The 16,623-nt window shown below is 66.3% G+C and carries 17 protein-coding genes; 10 read left to right on the top strand and 7 right to left on the bottom strand.

Annotated features, from left to right (window positions below):
* Nucleotides 1-87: 87 nt before the first annotated feature.
* Complete coding sequence (locus AC1D1Y_RS08130; RefSeq protein ID WP_477681894.1) at nucleotides 88-1,014, bottom strand: 2-hydroxyacid dehydrogenase; 927 nt, start codon at nucleotides 1,012-1,014, stop codon at nucleotides 88-90.
* Nucleotides 1,015-1,016: 2 nt separating this feature from the next.
* Complete coding sequence (locus tag AC1D1Y_RS08125; protein ID WP_477681893.1) at nucleotides 1,017-1,916, bottom strand: GNAT family N-acetyltransferase; 900 nt, start codon at nucleotides 1,914-1,916, stop codon at nucleotides 1,017-1,019.
* 334 nt (nucleotides 1,917-2,250) lie between these two features.
* On the opposite strand from AC1D1Y_RS08125, the gene AC1D1Y_RS08120 reads away from it, so the two are divergent.
* From AC1D1Y_RS08120 to AC1D1Y_RS08090, 7 genes are all read left to right on the top strand, one after another.
* Nucleotides 2,251-2,919, top strand: a complete 669-nt coding sequence (locus AC1D1Y_RS08120) for a haloacid dehalogenase type II (protein ID WP_477681892.1) — start codon at nucleotides 2,251-2,253, stop codon at nucleotides 2,917-2,919.
* 71 nt (nucleotides 2,920-2,990) lie between these two features.
* Complete coding sequence (locus AC1D1Y_RS08115; protein WP_477681891.1) at nucleotides 2,991-3,350, top strand: cupin domain-containing protein; 360 nt, start codon at nucleotides 2,991-2,993, stop codon at nucleotides 3,348-3,350.
* Between the two features lie 54 nt (nucleotides 3,351-3,404).
* Nucleotides 3,405-5,006 (top strand): ABC transporter substrate-binding protein, encoded by a 1,602-nt coding sequence (locus AC1D1Y_RS08110; protein ID WP_477681890.1) that lies wholly within the window; start codon nucleotides 3,405-3,407, stop codon nucleotides 5,004-5,006.
* A gap of 14 nt (nucleotides 5,007-5,020) precedes the next feature.
* Nucleotides 5,021-5,377, top strand: a complete 357-nt coding sequence (locus AC1D1Y_RS08105; protein WP_477681889.1) for a cupin domain-containing protein — start codon at nucleotides 5,021-5,023, stop codon at nucleotides 5,375-5,377.
* Between the two features lie 20 nt (nucleotides 5,378-5,397).
* Nucleotides 5,398-6,282, top strand: coding sequence for a GNAT family N-acetyltransferase (locus AC1D1Y_RS08100; RefSeq protein WP_477681888.1), 885 nt, complete (start codon nucleotides 5,398-5,400; stop codon nucleotides 6,280-6,282).
* Nucleotides 6,283-6,314: 32 nt separating this feature from the next.
* Nucleotides 6,315-7,592 carry an NAD(P)/FAD-dependent oxidoreductase gene (locus AC1D1Y_RS08095; protein WP_477681887.1) on the top strand — a complete coding sequence of 426 codons (1,278 nt, stop codon included), beginning with the start codon at nucleotides 6,315-6,317 and terminating at the stop codon, nucleotides 7,590-7,592.
* Between the two features lie 44 nt (nucleotides 7,593-7,636).
* Complete coding sequence (locus AC1D1Y_RS08090) at nucleotides 7,637-8,755, top strand: MFS transporter (RefSeq protein WP_477681886.1); 1,119 nt, start codon at nucleotides 7,637-7,639, stop codon at nucleotides 8,753-8,755.
* A gap of 12 nt (nucleotides 8,756-8,767) precedes the next feature.
* Here the strand turns inward: AC1D1Y_RS08090 and AC1D1Y_RS08085 are convergent, their stop codons facing one another.
* The 5 genes from AC1D1Y_RS08085 to AC1D1Y_RS08065 all read right to left on the bottom strand — a co-directional run bounded on the left by AC1D1Y_RS08085 (nucleotide 8,768) and on the right by AC1D1Y_RS08065 (nucleotide 13,404).
* Nucleotides 8,768-9,268 carry an Lrp/AsnC family transcriptional regulator gene (locus AC1D1Y_RS08085; RefSeq protein ID WP_477655440.1) on the bottom strand — a complete coding sequence of 167 codons (501 nt, stop codon included), beginning with the start codon at nucleotides 9,266-9,268 and terminating at the stop codon, nucleotides 8,768-8,770.
* 32 nt (nucleotides 9,269-9,300) lie between these two features.
* Entirely contained in the window at nucleotides 9,301-10,653 is a 1,353-nt protein-coding gene (locus AC1D1Y_RS08080) for an aspartate aminotransferase family protein (protein ID WP_477681885.1), read from the bottom strand.
* The gene (locus AC1D1Y_RS08075) at nucleotides 10,650-11,702 is read right to left on the bottom strand and encodes a phosphotransferase (RefSeq protein WP_477681884.1); all 1,053 of its coding nucleotides are present in this window, start codon (nucleotides 11,700-11,702) and stop codon (nucleotides 10,650-10,652) included. The genes AC1D1Y_RS08080 and AC1D1Y_RS08075 overlap by 4 nt, the downstream gene beginning before the upstream one ends.
* The gene (locus tag AC1D1Y_RS08070) at nucleotides 11,699-12,364 is read right to left on the bottom strand and encodes a haloacid dehalogenase type II (protein ID WP_477681883.1); all 666 of its coding nucleotides are present in this window, start codon (nucleotides 12,362-12,364) and stop codon (nucleotides 11,699-11,701) included. The genes AC1D1Y_RS08075 and AC1D1Y_RS08070 overlap by 4 nt, the downstream gene beginning before the upstream one ends.
* A gap of 92 nt (nucleotides 12,365-12,456) precedes the next feature.
* A complete protein-coding gene (locus tag AC1D1Y_RS08065) occupies nucleotides 12,457-13,404 on the bottom strand; it encodes a LysR substrate-binding domain-containing protein (RefSeq protein WP_477681882.1) in 948 nt (315 codons plus the stop codon).
* Nucleotides 13,405-13,479: 75 nt separating this feature from the next.
* On the opposite strand from AC1D1Y_RS08065, the gene AC1D1Y_RS08060 reads away from it, so the two are divergent.
* Genes AC1D1Y_RS08060 through AC1D1Y_RS08050 form a run of 3 tightly spaced genes read left to right on the top strand, consistent with a single transcriptional unit; the run spans nucleotide 13,480 to nucleotide 16,596 of the window.
* Entirely contained in the window at nucleotides 13,480-14,550 is a 1,071-nt protein-coding gene (locus AC1D1Y_RS08060) for a four-carbon acid sugar kinase family protein (protein WP_477681881.1), read from the top strand.
* The gene (pdxA, locus tag AC1D1Y_RS08055) at nucleotides 14,547-15,557 is read left to right on the top strand and encodes a 4-hydroxythreonine-4-phosphate dehydrogenase PdxA (protein ID WP_477681880.1); all 1,011 of its coding nucleotides are present in this window, start codon (nucleotides 14,547-14,549) and stop codon (nucleotides 15,555-15,557) included. The genes AC1D1Y_RS08060 and pdxA overlap by 4 nt, the downstream gene beginning before the upstream one ends.
* A gap of 49 nt (nucleotides 15,558-15,606) precedes the next feature.
* Entirely contained in the window at nucleotides 15,607-16,596 is a 990-nt protein-coding gene (locus AC1D1Y_RS08050; RefSeq protein WP_477681879.1) for a cupin domain-containing protein, read from the top strand.
* The last annotated feature ends 27 nt before the right edge of the window (nucleotides 16,597-16,623 follow it).

The following is a 16,623-nucleotide window of genomic DNA, read 5'->3' as shown; positions in this document are numbered from 1 at the left end:
TAGCTACGGCTATGGGTCTGCAAACCCGGCAAAAACTGTCCTCGCTGGGCTCGCTTTTCGCTTCGATGCCTTCTACCGCCCAGACTCCTAATACCCGCGCAAGCGGTCCACCACGCCCTCAAGCGGCAGGCCGAACGCGTATCGCCGCAGGTTGTCCAGCAGCGCTTCGCCCGCGGTTTCTGCCTGGGTCGCGCTGGCAATATGGGGCGTGAGCCAGATGCGCGGATGCTTCCAGAACGGGTGGCCCTGCGCGGGCGGCTCCGGCTCGCAGACGTCCATCACCGCAGCCGAGAGCCGCCCGCTGTCCAGCGCGGCGAGCAGGTCGGCTTCCACCAGGTGGCCGCCACGCGCGGCGTTGACCAGGCAGGCGCCTTCCGGTAGCGCGTCGAATACGCGCCGGCCGAGGATGCCGCGCGTTTCGGGCGTGAGCGGCAGCATGCAGACCAGGATGTCGGTGCGGGCCAGGAACTCGTCCAGTTCCGCCTCGCCGCTGTAGCAGCGCACGCCCGGCTCGTTGCGCTTCGAGCGGTTCCAGCCGGCGCAGTCAAAGCCCAGCAGTCGCAACTGCGCGAGCGCCGCGCGCCCCAGCATGCCCATGCCCATCACGCCCACGCGCCGCGTGGAGGCCGGCCGCACGGGGCGCTCCTTCCATTGGCCCAGGCTTTGCTGATGCAGGTACAGCGGCATCTCCCGGTGCAGCGACAGCACGGCCCAGCTGACGTATTCGCACATGCAAGCCGTCAGGCCCGGCTCCACCATCCGGACCACGGTGAGCCCGGGTGGCAATGCCGAGAAATCGAACTGGTCCACACCGGCCCCCACCGAGAACAGCAGCTCCAGATTGGGAAGGGCTTCGGTGATGCGCGGCGGAGGCTCCCAGGCCGCGAGGAAACGCACTTGCGCCGGGTCGCCGATCTCGGGCCAGGTCAGAAACGGCAGCTGCGGCATCCTGCGCGCGAACTGCTCGGCCCACACGGCCCCGCGTTGCGCGGGGCCTTTGTACAAAAACGCCATCGTCAGCCCATCGCTTGATTAACGAGCGCCCAGCCGTCCACGGCCGGGCCCCGCTCCAGCGGACCGCCGCGCACCATGGTCGTGACGCTGCTCACACGCAGCAGGCCCTGCGCTTCCAGCCATTCGGGCAGCCCGCCGGTGGCGTCGACGTCGATGCGCAGGAACTTGCTGGCAAAGCGGCTGCACCAGTGGCCGACGAGCGCCTGTGCGCTGGTGAGGTCGGGCGCCACGACCGGACCGATGGCATGGCCGCGCCCGAAGCGCCGTACGACGGAAAATCCCACGGCTTCGCCGCCGCTTGCCAGCACCACCGTTTCGCCTTCGGCCAGCAGCTGGCGCAGCATGGCTTCGCGCGGCATGCCGGCCGAGCGCGCATCAAGGGCGACCAGCGTTTTTGCGTCATTGCGTCCCAGTGGGCGCAGCCGCTGGCCCTGGGGCAGCGCCACCAGCTGGGCCGGGGCCGCCAGGCTCTGGTGCTGCCGGATCTCGCCCGTGATGGCGAAGCCCATCCGCTCGTACAGGCCGCGGCCTTCAGGTGTGGCGTTCAGCATCACGGTGCGGTCTTCCAGCCCCGCCATCACCGCGTGCATGAGGTGCTGGCCCACGCGCTGCCCCTGCATGTGGGGGGACACCAGCACCAGGCCCACCGTCGCGTATTGTTTTCCCCAGGCCCAATGCATCGCCGTGCCGACCAGCGCGCCGTCGCGCACCGCGGCGACGCCCTGGCCGTGCGCCAGGCCGAACTGCCAGTCCTCCAGGCGATGCGGCCACCCGAACTCGCGCGACAGCGCCTGCGCCGCTTCCAGATCATCCGCTTGCAGCCGGCGAAGCGTCACGCCGTCGGGCAGCGGGCGGCCCACCGCCTCAAGTGCGGCCTGGGGAATGGAAACGTGGTCGGGCATGGGGCTTTTCCTTCAAAACGTCAAGGGCGGTTTGGGGAAGATGATGCTCGGCGCAAGGGCCGGCGGCTTGTACGATCTTGGCGCCGGCCACGGCCGCTGGAAGAACGGCACAAAGCGCCTGGAGCCCGCGGTACTGCGAATGAATGCTGCGTTCGCGCCGCGCAGAACCGCAACAACTGCGGCGGATGCTGCCTAGGATTGCTCCTATTGAACCACCGCGTACAACATAAAGCTTACCGATGTCCGTCGCCTGCCACCCGCTCCCCGTGCCTGCCGGCCGTTTCCCCTCCGTCGCCTGAACCCTTTTTCCACCCTACCACCCACGAGGCAAACCATGATTTTCCGACCCAAGTACATCAGTTTCGATTGCTACGGCACGCTCATCTACTTCCGTATGCACGAGGTGGCGCACGGCATCGTCGGAGAGCAACTGCCGCCCGAGCGCATGCAGCAGTTCCTCAAGGACTTCAGCGCCCTGCGGCTGGACGAGGCCATGGGCGACTGGAAGCCTTACGACCAGGTGCTCAAGTCCGCGTGGGCGCGCACCTGCAAGCGCCACGGGGTCGCTTACCGCGATGAGGACGGGCAGAAGTTCTACGACGCCGTGCCCACCTGGGGCCCGCACACCGACGTGCCGTTCTCGCTCACCCGCGTGGGCAACAAGATCCCGCTGGTGATCCTGTCCAACGCCATGAACGAGCAGATCGACGCCAACGTCCGCAAGCTGGAAGCGCCCTTCCACAAGGTGTACACGGCGCAGGACGCCGGCGCCTACAAACCGCGCCTGCAGGCCTTCGAGTACATGTTCGACCAGCTGGGCTGCTCGCCGGACGACATCCTGCACGTCTCCTCCAGCCCCCGCTACGACCTGATGTCGGCCCACGACATGGGCATCAAGAACAAGGTCTTCGTCAACCGCGGCCACGAGCCCAAGCCCAGCGAGTTCTACAGCCACGTGGAGATCCGCGACATCAACGGGCTGCCGGCGCTGGTCGGCCTGTAATCCGGCACGCGACCGGCTTCCCGTTTTCTCGCCTTTCCGCCTTCATTCAATTGCATAAAGACCCGATACCCATGAGCAACCTCACTTTCTTCAAACTCGACAACCTCGGTCCCGGCCGCGAGAGCGCCCCCTTGCCTGAGCGCCTGCTCGACGGCGATCCGCGCTTCGCGAACTGGGACGTGGAGCAGACGGCCGACGGCAAGCTGCGCACCGGCGTGTGGGAAATCACGCCCGGCACCATCCGCTCGATCAAGGGCGGCGTCTGGGAGTACTGCCACATCCTCTCCGGCGTGTCCGAGCTGATCGAGGACGGCAAGGAGCCCATCCGCATTCAGGCCGGCGACAACTTCGTCATGAAGCCGGACTACGTCGGCAAGTGGCGCTGCATCGAGACCACTCGCAAGATCTGGATCATCTACGGCGGCGCGTGAGTCCCGTGATGCCCAGGCTCGCCTGACTTTTTCCACCGAGGAGACATAAACACAATGACAAAACAAGAACAGACAAGCAGCCTGATCGGGCCCGAAGAAAGCCGCAGCATCATGGGCGAATTGCAGCGCGGCGCGAGCCGGCGCGACGTGCTGGCCATGCTGGCGGGCGGCCTGGCCTCGACGGCGTTTGCGGCGCAGGCGGCGGCCCCGCGCAAGGGCGGGCGCATCAAGGTCGCCGGGGCGACCGCCGCGCTCAGCGACACGCTGGACCCGGCCAAGTGCTCCAACCACACCGACTACATCCGTAGCTGCATGTTCTACAACGGGCTGACCTCGCTTGACGGCAGCCTGACGCCGCAGCCCGCGCTGGCCGAGGAATTCAGCACCAAGGACGCCAAAACCTGGGTCTTCAAGCTGCGCCAGGGCGTGACTTTTCACGACGGCAAGCCCTTCACCTCCGCCGACGTGGTGTTTTCCATCATGCGCCACAAGGACCCATCGACCGGTTCCAAGGCCAAGGTGCTGGCCGAGCAGATCGAGGAGGTGAAGGCCACCGGCCCGCATGAAGTGACCATCCGCCTGGTAGCACCGAATGCCGACCTGCCGGCCATCCTGGGTACCTGGCACTTCCATATCCTGCGCGACGGCGTCACCGACGTGAACGCGCACATGGCGGGCATTGGCACAGGCCCCTATAAGCTCAAGGAGTTCAAGCCGGGCGTGCGCTCGCTGGCCGTGCGGAACGACAACTACTGGAAGCCCGGCCGCCCCTACCTGGATGAGATCGAGTATGTGGGCATCAGCGACGAGGCGGCACGTGTCAACGCGCTGCTGACCGGCGAGATCGACCTGACCATGGCCATCAACCCGCGCTCGGTGGACCGTATCCAGGGCAGCCCCAGGCACGCGATCTTTGAAACCAAGGCCGGCCTCTACACCGACCTGGTCATGCGCCGTGACAGCGCACCCGGCGCCAACCCGGACTTCGTGCTGGCGATGAAGCACCTGGTGAACCGCGAGCAGATGGTCAAGTCCGTCGTGATGGGCTACGGCGAGGTGGCCAACGACCAGCCCATACACCCCAGCGACCGCTTTTTCTTCAAGGGGCTCAAGCAGCGGCCCTACGACCCAGAGAAGGCAAAGTGGCATGTGCAGAAGGCCAACCTCGGCAGCGCGGCCATCCCGGTGGTGGTGTCTCCTGCGGCGACCTATTCGGTGGAGATGGCGCTGGTGATGCAGCACGCCGCACGCCAGATCGGCCTGAACCTCGACGTGCGCCGCATGCCGGCGGACGGCTACTGGTCGCAGCACTGGATGAAGCACCCGGTGGGCTTCGGCAACATCAACCCCCGGCCGTCGGCCGACCAGCTGTTCACGCAGTTCTTCAAGTCTGACGCGCCATGGAACGAGGCAGGCTGGAAGAACCCGAAATTCGACCAGCTGCTGCTGGCCGCGCGGGTGCAGCCCGACACGGCCAAGCGCGCCAAAATGTACGCCGACATGCAGGTCATGATCCACGAAGACTCAGGCATAGGCATCCCCTTCTTCATGTCCAGCATCGACGGTCATACGAAAAAACTCAAGGGCCTGTCACCCATCCCGCTGGGCGGATTGATGGGCTATAACTTCGCTGAAAACGTCTGGCTCGACGCATGAAGGATCTGCTTGCCATGCCCAACAACCTCCTCGTCACCTTCAAGCTCGACCAGCTGGGCGAGCCGCGTGAATACCGGCCGCCCGCCGACCGTGTCATCGAAGGCGACATCGTGTGCCGCAGCTGGGACGTCGACAGCGCCAAGGACGGCAAGGTCCGCGCCGGCGTGTTCGAGTCGACCCCGGGGGTCAATCGCTCCATCAAGGGCGACACCTGGGAGTTCTGCCTGATCCTGTCCGGGGTGGCGGAGATCACCGAGGACGGACAGCCCCCGGTGACCTACCGGGCGGGCGATTGTTTCATCATGAAGCCCGGCTACACCGGAACCTGGCGCACGCTTGAAACCGTGCGCAAGGTCTGGGTCACGGCCTGAGCCACCGAACCGGAGCCATCATGACAAGCGCCTTGACCACGTCCCTCCATTCTCGCCATCAAGTGAACGACGGCGTGGACCTTGTTCCATTTGCCGACGCCCACCTGGAGGGCGCCCTCAAGCTGTCGCAGGAGATGGCCTGGCCCTACCGGCTTGAGGACTGGGAGGTCGCGCTGCAACTGGGCCGGGGCTTTGTGCTGCAGGACAACGCCGGCGAGGTGATGGGCACCGCGGCCTGGTGGCCGTACGGCGAGACCCACGCCTCCGCCGGGATGATCATCGTCACGAAGGCCGCCCAAGGCCGTGGTTACGGCGCCCGGCTGATGGATGCGCTGCTGGCGGCGGCGCACCCGCGCAGCATCACCTTGAACTCGACGGTCGAAGGCCAGGCGCTTTACCAGCGCCGCGGCTTTGTGCCCATTGGCGTCATTGAGCAGTACCAGGGCATTCCCACGGAGCGCCATGAGGCGCCGCCAACTGGCCTTGTCAGGGCGATGGCCGCTTCGGATTTCGAGGCGGTCGTGCGCCTGGACCAGCAAGCGACGGGCTGGGTCAGGCCGGCGACGCTGCGCCGCCTCCTCGAGCTTGGCGAGGGCCATGTCCTGCTGCAGGATGGCGTGCCGCGCGGCTATGCCATTTGCCGCCGCTTCGGCCGCGGCCATGTCATCGGCCCCGTGGTCGCCGAAAGCCTGGACGATGCGCAAGCCCTGATCGAGGCGGCGCTCGCGCGCCTCGGAAACGTGTTCGTGCGGGTCGACACGTCCGCCGCTCTGCAACTCGGGCCGTGGCTGGAGCGCATCGGCCTGCGGCAGGTCGATACGGCCACCGCCATGGTCCTCGGGACACCGCCTGCCTCCACCGGCCCGGCGCGCATGTTCGGCCTCGCCAACCAGTCGTTCAATTAAACAAACTAAACAACAATGACCCCAGAGGTGATATGAAACTGACATCCTATTGGCTGGACACATCGCAAGCCTTCAAGAGCGCCACGCCGGGGCCGGTGCAGGGCAGCTGCGACGTGGCGGTGATCGGTGGCGGCCTCACCGGTGCTTCGGCCGCGCTGGCGCTGGCCAAGAAGGGCGCCCGCGTCGTGCTGCTGGAAGCGGACACGATAGGCAACGCGGCATCCGGCCGCAACGGCGGCATGTGCAACAACGGCTTCGCGCAGGACTACGGCATGATGTCGGCCAAGCTCGGCAAGGACACCGCGAACCGGCTCTACCGGGCTTTCGATGCCGGGGTCGACATGGTCGAGCGCCTGGTCGCCGAAGAGAACATCGATTGCAGCTTCGCGCGCGTCGGCAAGATCAAGCTGGCGGCCAAGCCCGAGCACTACGAGAAGCTGCTGCGCAGCCAGGAATTACTGGCCGCCACGGTCGATCCCGACACGGAAATGGTCAGCCGCGCGGACCTGGCAAACGAGGTCGGTTCGGACCGCTATTACGGCGGATTGATTTACCGCAAGGGCGCCGGCATGCATGTGGGGCGCTTCGTGCGCGGCCTGGCGGAAGCGGCGGCGCGGCGCGGCGCCGAAATCCACGAGCGCTCGCCGATGACGGGCTTGCGGCCGGCGCCCGGCGGCGGCCACATCGTCGAAACGCCGACGGGCCGCCTCCATGCCAAGCAGGTATTCCTGGCGAGCGGCACCTCACAGACCGGGCCGCTGGGCTGGATACGGCGCAGGATCGTGCCGGTCGGCGCCTTCCTGATCGTCACCGAACCCCTGCCGATAGAGACGCTGGACCGGCTCCTGCCGAAGCGCAGGATGGCGGTCGATACCAAGAATCTGGTCAACTACTTCCGCACCACACCCGACAACCGCCTGCTCTTCGGCGGGCGCGCCCGCTTCGCCGTCTCCGACCCGGCGTCGGACGAAAAAAGCGGCGCCATCCTGCGCACCGCGTTGCACGAGGTGTTTCCCGAACTCCGCGATGCGCGCATCGACTATTGCTGGGGCGGCATGGTCGACATGACGCGTGACCGGCTGCCGCGCGCCGGTGAGCGCAACGGCATCTACTATTCCATGGGTTACAGCGGCCACGGCACCCAGATGTCGACGCTGATGGGAAGCATCATGGCGGAGGTCATGGACGGGCGCACCGACCTGAATCCCTGGAAAGACTTCAGCTGGCCGGCCATCCCGGGCCACTTCGGCCCTCCCTGGTTCCTGCCCCTGGTCGGCGCTTACTACCGGCTGAAGGACAAGTTGTCCTGAAGTCCCTCCCGCACCCCGGCCCAAGCGGTGAACTGGCCCGGCTGGTGCTGGCCCAGCTCTTCCTCAACGCCTGCGTGACCGGCACACGCATGGCCGCGCCGCTGCAGGCGCTGCGCCTGGGCCATGGCGAGACGGCGGTGGGATTCCTGATCGCGCTGTTCGCGCTGGCCCAGGTCTTCCTCGCGCTGCCCGCAGGCCGCTACTGCGAACGCCATGGGCTCAAGAGGCCGATCATCGGATCAGCTTTGGCGGCCGTGGCCGGTTGCGCGATGGTGGCCGCGTGGCCGGTGTTCCCCGTGCTGTGCGCCGGCGCCGTGCTCACGGGCGGCGCGGGCGGTGTCGCCATCATCGCGGTCCAGCGCCATACCGCGCGCATTGCGAGCGACCCGGCCGCACTCCGCAAGGCATTTTCATGGCTGGCGATCGGCCTGGCCTTGTCCAATGTCCTGGGACCGGTGCTGGCCGGCGTCATGATCGACAGCGCCGGGTTTCGTGCGGCCTTCGTGGCGATTGCCGTGCTGCCGCTGCTGGGCTGGCTGTCGGTTCGCGGCGCGGCGGATCGTGTGTCCATGCCGCCCGACGCGGCCTACCGCAAAGGCGGCGCCTGGGACCTGTGGCGCGACGTGGGCCTGCGCCGGCTCCTCATCGTCACCTGCCTGCTGTCATCGTGCTGGGACGTGCACACCTTCCTGGTGCCGGTGCTCGGCCACGAGCGCGGCTTCTCCGCCTCGGTGATCGGCAGCATCCTGGGCGCCTTCGGCATCGCCGCCGCCGCGGTGCGGCTTTTGACGCCGCTGGTAGCGGCACAGCTGCGCGAATGGGCGATCCTCGTCGGCGCGATGGCCGCCACCGCCCTCCTGTTCGGCCTCTATCCGCTGATGCACGCGCCGCTGGCCATGGGCCTATGCTCCGTGCTGCTGGGCTTCACCCTGGGCAGCGTGCAGCCCATGGTCATGAGCCTGCTGCACCAGCTCGCGCCCGAGCACCGCTACGGCGAAGCGGTGGCCATGCGTGTGATCGTGATCAACGCGTCCAGCGTTGGCATACCCATGCTGTCCGGCGCGGCGGGCTCGCTGATCGGCGCGGCGGGTGTCTTCTGGGCCGCGGGTTTGATGGCGGCTGCGGGCGTGAGGCTGGCGTTCGGGCTCAGGCCGCCGCGTTGAGGGTCGCGGCTTTCAGCCCCGGTCCAGCTGCGCCGCGATGAGATGGAGCGGATGCGTGCGTTTGCCCGATGACTGGCGAAGGACAATCCGGCTCGAGAACTTCCCGATGCCTATGTCTTCCTTTAGCAGGCTCTCCATCAGCGCCTGGAAATGGGCGACGTTCGGCGCCACGATTTTCAGCAGGTAGTCGTAACCGCCGCTGACGTTGTACCACTCCACGATTTCGCCGTGCCGGTCCACGGCCTGTTCGAACTTGCGGAAATCGGGAGGCCGGTGGCTGCTGATCGTTACCTCGGAAAAAACGACCACACAATTGCCCAGCTTCTCCAGCGCGATGTCGGCGCCGTAGCCGCGGATCACTCCGATCTCCTGCAGCCGCTTCGTCCGTACCAGGCACGGGCTCTGGCTCAGGCCGACGGCGTCAGCCAGCTCGACGTTCGAGCAGCGGCCCTCGCGCTCGAGGTGCGCGAGGATCTTGAGGTCGAAGCGGTCGAGAGACATTGCCGGGGTCATGGCCGGATGGTAGCGCCGGATGTTGATCGCGGCTAGCGCGTGCCAGCCGTGCGCGCTTCGATGAGGGATTCGTCGAGCGCCTGGATGACGAGGCCGGCCTGGTCCGCCGACAGCACCAGGGGCGGGCGGATCTTGAGCACGTTGTGCCCCATCGCACAGGCGCTGATCAGCACGCCCTTGTCGCGCATCCGGTTGACCACCTGGCTCGTCAGGCCGCGGTCCGGCGCGCGTGATGCCCGGTCGGAGACCAGTTCGACCCCGACAAACAGGCCCGCACCGCGCACGTCACCGATGGCCTCGTGGCGGGCTGCCAGGGCGGCGATGCCGTCGTGCAGGATTTTTCCCACCCTGGCGGCATGCCGCACCAGGCCGTCCCGCTCTATCGTGTCCAGTACCGCCAGTGCCGCCGCGCAGGAGACGGTATTGCCCGCGAAGGTGTTGAAGTAGCGCGAACTCTTGCCGAATTCGGCCAGGACGTCGGCGGTCGCCAGCAGTCCCGCGATCGGTTGGCCGTTGCCCATCGGTTTGCCCATGGTGACGATGTCGGGCACCACGCCATGGCGCTGGAAGCCCCAAAGATGTTCGCCGGTCCGGCCGAAGCCGGGTTGCACTTCGTCGGCAATGAAGAGGCCGCCCGCTCGCTTGATCGCGTCGACCGCACCCTTCAGGAAGCCTTGCGGTCCGGGGAGGATGCCGTCGCTGGTGAACAGCGAATCGACGATCAGCGCGGCCGGCTGGATGCCGTGGCGCCGCAGGTCGGCGATGGCCGCCTCGACGTCGCGGGTGAAGCGTTCGGACAGGTCGGCGCCCCCGGCGTGGTACTGGCGCGGAGCCGGCACCAGGCGCACGTGCGCGCCGAGATCGACGCTCGGGCCCAGCGAGGGCGAGAACTTGGCCACCGCGTCGGTGATGCCGTGATAGGCGGTGTCGGTCACGATCATGCCGGTGCCGCCGGTGCGGACCTTTGCGATGCGATAGGCGAGGTCGTTGGCCTCGCTGCCCGTGCAGGTCAGCATCAGGTGGGCCAGGTCGGTCCCCGGCACGCTTGCCAGCAGGCGCTCGGCCAGTTCGAGAATCGTGTCGTGCAGATAGCGCGTGTTCGTCGCCAGTGTTTGCACCTGCTTGCAGATCGCCTCGGTCACCGCTGGATGGCAATGCCCGAGCGAGGTGACATTGTTATAGGCGTCGAGATAGCGGCGCCCCTCGGGGTCTATCAGCCAGGCGCCTTCGCCGCGCACGATGTGCAGCGGCCGCTCATACATCAGGCGGTAGGCCGGGCCGAGCAGGGCGTCGCGGCGCGCGATCATTTGCGCGGTGGCCGGGCCCACGTCGGCGCGGCCGGGGATATAGGCATTGACCATGTTGAGGTCGGTGGTGCTTTTCATGGGGTGGCTCCTGTTTGTATATGTACGTGTACGCCTGGCAGCAGCCGGTCGCGTGCGGTGTCGCGGGAAAGATCGGCCATCTGGGCCAGGCCTTCCCACGCCGCGGGGTTGTGCCGCATGATGTAGGCGCGGTTCTCGGGATAGCGCGCGGCGCGCCATTCGGAAATCAACGCCGTGATGAGGTGGCGCGTGGCCAGGAGGTCTGCAAGGACTTCCTGTTCGGCGCCGGTCAGCGGCAGCACCGCGTGATAGGCGGCCACGAACTGGGCCGGTCCCTCGAAAGGATCGGCGTTGCCGGCCATGTGGAAGGCGGCGGCCGTCGCCACCTCGCCGACGAGCGGTGCATGCACCATGTCGCCGAAGTCGATGATGCCGACGATGCGCGCTTCGTCGCCGGGGGCGACCAGCACGTTGTAGAGGTGGTAGTCGTTGTGGATCACCTGGGACCGCAGCGAGGCCAGGCGCGGCAGCACGTGCGTGGTGAAGCGCGCCATGAAGGCCTGGGCCAGCGCGCGTTGCTTGCCGTCCACGAGGCTGTCGAGCTGTGCGCCCAGCCGGTGCGCCGTGGCGACGTTCCACAGCAGGTCGTGCGCCGCGCCCGGATGCGCGAAGCCGTGCAGCGCGCGGTTCAGGCCGGCGAGTCCGGCTCCCATGGCGCGCCGCTGCGCGGCGGTGCGCACGGTCTCACGGATCTGGATGCCGTCCAGGTAGCTCAGCATGCGCACGCGTGTCTGGACGCCCCCGGCTAGCGCGACCGTATCGTGCGTGTGTCCTTCAAGTGTCCGCACGACGCGCGGCACCGGCTGCTCCGGTGACATGCGGGCGATGTGGTCGAGTGCCGCGATCTGGAAGTCGACGACCGCGGGGGACTCCGACGGGTTGCTGATCTTGAGGACGTAGCGAGAGCCATCGGCCGCCTCCACCAGGCAGTTCTGGTCACGCTCGCCCGCCAATGGCCGGGTGGAACCCTCGATGCCGTAGAGGCGGCGGACCAGGGCCTCCACTGCCGCCGGCGCGAGGTCGGGCGCGGTGGTGCTCAGTTCGGTCATAGGCCGAGCAGGCCGGGAAGCTGGCGGACGTCGGTCAAACGGCTGACACCGTAGGCGTCGGACGTCGGCTCATGCCCGCGGTCTATGAAGGCCTTGGCCATAAAGCCCAGGTCGGAGGCCGTCATCAGGTCGTAGCGGAAGCTCGACGAGACATGCATCATCTGGTCGGGCGCGCATCCGAGCTGGTCGAACATGTATTCGAAGGCCTGGAAGCGCGGCTTGTAGGCGCGCGCTTGCTCGGCGGTGTAGACCGCGTGGAACTTCGCCTTCAGGTGGGCGACGCTGGCCGGGATCAAATCGACCATCGAGTTTGAGAGGATCACCAGCGGCACGTGCGGCGCGATCGCCTCCAGGACCTCGACGACGTTCGGGTGCGGTTGCCAAGTGGGGATGGCGTCGTACAGCGCGGCGGCGTCAGACGCTTGGCAGGCTATGCCGTGTGCCTTGCAGGCGCGCCGGATCGAATTCTCCACGACCTCGAAGAAGGGCTTCCACTCGCCCAGCACTTCGTCGAGGCGATAGGCCCGAAAGCTGTCCAGGAAGGCCGGCATCCGGCCAGCCGGAACGCGGTCTTTGAACAGGCTTTTGGCGGTCGGGCCCATCTCGAAGTTGATGAGCGTGCCGTAGCAGTCGAAGCTGATGAATTTGGGTTTGAATGTCATAGAAGGATCCACGCTGTTGGGATGGATATGAGTCTATGAATTCCCCGCCTTTCGAAATGCCGCATTCATGTGCGGTGCAAGTGGAATCCGTTTCAATCCGGGGGCTTGCCGGAACTTTGCTTGGCGCCGGCTTTCGGGCGCCGTGCCGGCGCGGCGTTCGCTGCGGGGCTCAGGCGGCTGAACTGTGCGAGCAGCCACTCGGCGAGTTCAAACTCCGCGCCCTGCAGTTCACCAGCCCCCAGCCATATCAAGCCATACTGACTGCCATCAGGGTCAAAGCCGGCGGGCGCCGCCAGGCTTCCCCGTTCCACGTCGTCAACGGCGAGTACGAGCGGGCTCAGGGCGACACCCAGGCCCGCGGCCGCGGCCTCGACGATCAGGGAGTGATGGTCGTAGTAGCGGATCTCCGTGGGCCGGCGCGCCGACGGATGGGCCTTCAGCCATTGCGCCCATGCATCGGGCCGGGTCTTCGACCCGAGCGCGAGATAGTCGCCGTGTTCGAAGCGCGGCACCCATTCCGGCCTCATCACGGGCCCGACCCTTTCGGCGAAAAGGGGCCGGACGTTCCACGCCTCGGGCACGGCGAAATCCAGCCGTCGAATCGCCAGATCCACCTGGTTCTTGCGAAAGTCCACAAGCCCTCCACCCACGGAGAGGTGCAGGGCAATGCCCGGATGCGCCGTTTGAAAAGCGCCCAGCCGTGGAATGAGCCACCGCGCGGCAACTGAAGGTTCGCAAGAGAGCACCAGGGCGGTTTTCCCGGCGCGGGTGGCGCGCAGGCTTTGCACGGTGGCGCCCAGTTCGCCGAAGAACCTGCCGAGGGTAAGGTTGAGTGTCTCGCCGGCCGGCGTGAGGCGCAGGCCTCGCCCGTTCTTTTCAAACAGGCTGACCCCGATGTCATTGGCAAGTTTGGTGATACGGCGGCTGACGGCGCCGTGCGTGAGCGCCAGCGAGTCCGCCGCAAGCCGGACCGAGCCCAGCCGCGCTGTGGCTTCGAATGCCCGCAGGTCGTCGAGCGAAGGAATGTCTGAACGATCCATTGGTGACAATATATCACCGGTATCCCTCAGAAACTATCGCTTTTCATAGCTTGATGAGGTTTTGATAATTGATGCATGCGCACCAGTTACCAGCCCAACCAGTCCAGTCAGCCCAGCATGGCGATCCTCGCCGACGACCTGACCAGCGCGGCGGATGGCGCGGCACCTTTCGTCGCCCGTGGCCTGACGGCGGCGATCGGAAGGGGCCAGCTTCCGCGCCAAGCGGCCGGGGTGGTCGCGGTCGACAGCGCTTCGCGGTCCGCGACGTCGTCGCAGGCATTCGATCGTGTCGCCCGATTGACCGGCCAGCTTGCCGGCCGGGACCTGCTCTACAAAACGGTGGACTCCACGCTGCGCGGCCACATCACGGAGGAGCTTGAAGCATGCTTTGCGGCGAGCGGCCGCAAATCCATGGTGTTTGCACCGGCTTTCCCCCAGGCCGGGCGGACGACGGTGGGCGGCATCCAGCTCGTTGACGGCATACCGGTCTCGCGGAGTTCGTATGGCCAAGACCCCGTACATCCCGCGCGCCGTTCCGCGCTGGCCGACCTGGTCCCGAAGTGCATCAAGAATGTCACGCTGCTCGATGCGCTGACGCAGGAAGAACTCGACTCGCGGATTGCTTCCATTGAGGAGCCGGAGTCGGTCCTCTGGGTTGGCTCTCCCGGGATGGCTGCGGCGCTGTCGCGGCGTTTTGCGCCGGCGAAGACTCCGGCGCCATCGATCGGTGGCATCAGCAGCGATGTGCTGGTCGTCATCGGCAGCGCGAACCTGCGCAGCCACCTACAGGCCGACCAGCTCCAGCAGGCCGGCGGCGTCATGCTGCTGCGCGGACCCAGGACGCGCGAGCAGGACCCGGCCGCGCTGCTGCGCCGTATTGCGCAAGACGCGGCCGGGCAGCTTCAAGACCCGCGCTTCGGCGCGCTGGTCGCCACCGGCGGCGACACGATGGAAGCCATCCTGGATCTTCTCAATGTCCGTGAGTTCGAGATCCTGCAAGAACTTGATCCCGGATTCCCGCTGGGCCGCGCCAGGCTTGGCGATGGGCGCTCGCTCCTGCTCGGCATGAAGGCCGGCGGCTTTGGCGGCGATGACGCCCTGGAGCGCGCCGTCGCGCGGATACGTGGAGCAACCCAACCTTTATGAACGGATTCACTGTGAAGAATATTTCCCCCCCGCTTGCCCTGACCATGGGCGACGCATCCGGCATCGGGCCGGAGATCGTGGCGAAGGTACTGGCGAAGGGCGGCGAACGCGTCGTCGTGTTCGGCAGCCATGTCGTCATGCAGGACGCCGTGCGCCGGCTCGGGCTGGACATCGAGGTACGGCGCATCCGGGCGCCCGATGCGGCCCGGTTCCAGCCGAAGGTCATTGAGGTCGTCGAGGCCACCCGCATCACCGAGCCGCCGCCCATCGGGCAGATCAGTGCGATCTCCGGGCAGGCCGCCTTCGATGCCATCGTTGCAGCGATTGCAGCGGCGAAGTCCGGCGAAGTGAGCGGCGTCGTCACGGCGCCGATCAACAAGGAGGCCATGGCCAGCGCGGGAATCCGCTACCCCGGCCATACTGAAATCCTGGCCGACTACGGCGGTGCCAAGCGCGTGGCGATGATGCTTGCGAACGACGACATCCGCACGGTGCTTGTCACCATCCACACGTCGCTGCGCAAAGCGATAGAACAAGGTGATTTCGACGCCCAGATGTCCGCCATCCGGCTTGCGCACGAGGGTGGGAAGGCGCTCGGCTTCGCGGCCCCGCGTGTCGCCGTGGCGGGCCTTAACCCGCATGCGGGTGAAGGGGGCCTCTTCGGGGACGAGGAGATCAGGATCATCCGGCCCGCAATCGAGGCGGCCCGCGCCGAGGGCATCGATGCCACCGGCCCTTATCCGGGCGACACGGTCTTCATGCAGGCGCGCCAGGGCCGATTCGACGTTGTCGTGGCCCAGTACCACGACCAGGGGCTGATCCCCGTGAAGTACCTCGGGCTGGAAAAAGGCGTGAACATCACGCTGGGCCTGCCCTTCGTGCGCACCAGCCCGGATCACGGCACGGCATTCGACATCGCGGGCAAGGGTGTCGCAGACCATGCAAGCCTGGAAACGGCGCTTGCCTATGCAAAGCGCCTCGTCGCCGCGAAAACCAAAACGAACTAATTCAAAAAGTCAAAAGTCAAAAGTCAAAAGTCAAAAAGGAAGCACCATCATGGGCCTACGTTTCATCTTCATGCTTACACGCAACGACCGCACGGTTCCGGACGCGTCGCAGCAACTTCAGACTGCGCTCAGCCTCGGCGTGCGGCACATGGGCTTCAAGGACATCGGCTTGCCGATCGAGCAGCTGAAGGGCCTCAATGCGGCCATCAAGGCGGGCGGGGCAAGCTCCTATCTGGAAGTCGTGTCGCTGGACCGCGAAAGCGAAATTGTGTCGGCAAAGGCGGCCGTCGAAATCGGCGTTGACGTTCTTCTGGGGGGCACACGCGTTGACGACGTGCTGCCCATCCTCAAGGGCACCGGCATCCAATACTTTCCGTTCGCCGGCCGGATCACCGGCCACCCCAGCGTGCTGGAAGGCAGCATCGAGGAAATTGTTGAAAGTGCCAAGGCGATCACAGCCAAAGATGGCGTGCATGGCCTGGACCTGCTGGCATACCGTTCGGCGGAAAACGTGCCCGACTTGATGAAGGCCGTGTGCGCGGCGGTCTCCAAACCTGTCTTCATGGCGGGTTCGATCGATACCCCCGAACGAATTGCCGTCGTCCAGAATGCCGGCGCGGCGGGTTTTACGATCGGTACTGCGGCTTTGGACGGCAAATACCCGGCCGGCGGGAAGGACGTGCCAAGCCAGCTCAGCGCCATCATTCGCGACGTCGCTGCCCTGAACAAACACCTTTCGCCGATTCGCAAGAAGAACCTGTCAACTGCGCCTGCCGGCAAAGCCGAGGGCCAGGTCAACAACTTGCAATTCAGGGTGGCCAGGTTCGAGGGAAGCTCTCCCTGGTCATTTCGGCAGCACGGCGATGAACTGTTCTTTGTTCATCGGGGACGCCTGCTCATGAGGTTTCGCGACCGTGAAGAGATTGTCGAGCCGGGGGAGTTCATCGTCGTACCGCATGGCGTCGAGCACTGTGCGGTGGCTTTGGACGGGGAGGCATGTGAAGTGTTGCGAGCAACTACGACCGTGTTTTGCCAGTGAGAAGCCGCGATGCCTTGACGAGGCCGT

It is taken from the genome of Polaromonas sp. P1_G1 (assembly GCF_056405595.1).
The sequence above is the reverse complement of the archived record's forward strand: the minus strand, read 5'-3'. Positions and strand labels throughout refer to the sequence as shown.

Coding starts and splice junctions, on each gene's coding strand:
- AC1D1Y_RS08130 (WP_477681894.1), bottom strand. CDS start 1,014: ATGGCGTTTTTGTACAAAGGCCCCGCGCAACGCGGGGCCGTGTGGGCC.
- AC1D1Y_RS08125 (WP_477681893.1), bottom strand. CDS start 1,916: ATGCCCGACCACGTTTCCATTCCCCAGGCCGCACTTGAGGCGGTGGGC.
- AC1D1Y_RS08120 (WP_477681892.1), top strand. CDS start 2,251: ATGATTTTCCGACCCAAGTACATCAGTTTCGATTGCTACGGCACGCTC.
- AC1D1Y_RS08115 (WP_477681891.1), top strand. CDS start 2,991: ATGAGCAACCTCACTTTCTTCAAACTCGACAACCTCGGTCCCGGCCGC.
- AC1D1Y_RS08110 (WP_477681890.1), top strand. CDS start 3,405: ATGACAAAACAAGAACAGACAAGCAGCCTGATCGGGCCCGAAGAAAGC.
- AC1D1Y_RS08105 (WP_477681889.1), top strand. CDS start 5,021: ATGCCCAACAACCTCCTCGTCACCTTCAAGCTCGACCAGCTGGGCGAG.
- AC1D1Y_RS08100 (WP_477681888.1), top strand. CDS start 5,398: ATGACAAGCGCCTTGACCACGTCCCTCCATTCTCGCCATCAAGTGAAC.
- AC1D1Y_RS08095 (WP_477681887.1), top strand. CDS start 6,315: ATGAAACTGACATCCTATTGGCTGGACACATCGCAAGCCTTCAAGAGC.
- AC1D1Y_RS08085 (WP_477655440.1), bottom strand. CDS start 9,268: ATGACCCCGGCAATGTCTCTCGACCGCTTCGACCTCAAGATCCTCGCG.
- AC1D1Y_RS08080 (WP_477681885.1), bottom strand. CDS start 10,653: ATGAAAAGCACCACCGACCTCAACATGGTCAATGCCTATATCCCCGGC.
- AC1D1Y_RS08075 (WP_477681884.1), bottom strand. CDS start 11,702: ATGACCGAACTGAGCACCACCGCGCCCGACCTCGCGCCGGCGGCAGTG.
- AC1D1Y_RS08070 (WP_477681883.1), bottom strand. CDS start 12,364: ATGACATTCAAACCCAAATTCATCAGCTTCGACTGCTACGGCACGCTC.
- AC1D1Y_RS08065 (WP_477681882.1), bottom strand. CDS start 13,404: ATGGATCGTTCAGACATTCCTTCGCTCGACGACCTGCGGGCATTCGAA.
- AC1D1Y_RS08060 (WP_477681881.1), top strand. CDS start 13,480: ATGCGCACCAGTTACCAGCCCAACCAGTCCAGTCAGCCCAGCATGGCG.
- pdxA (WP_477681880.1), top strand. CDS start 14,547: ATGAACGGATTCACTGTGAAGAATATTTCCCCCCCGCTTGCCCTGACC.
- AC1D1Y_RS08050 (WP_477681879.1), top strand. CDS start 15,607: ATGGGCCTACGTTTCATCTTCATGCTTACACGCAACGACCGCACGGTT.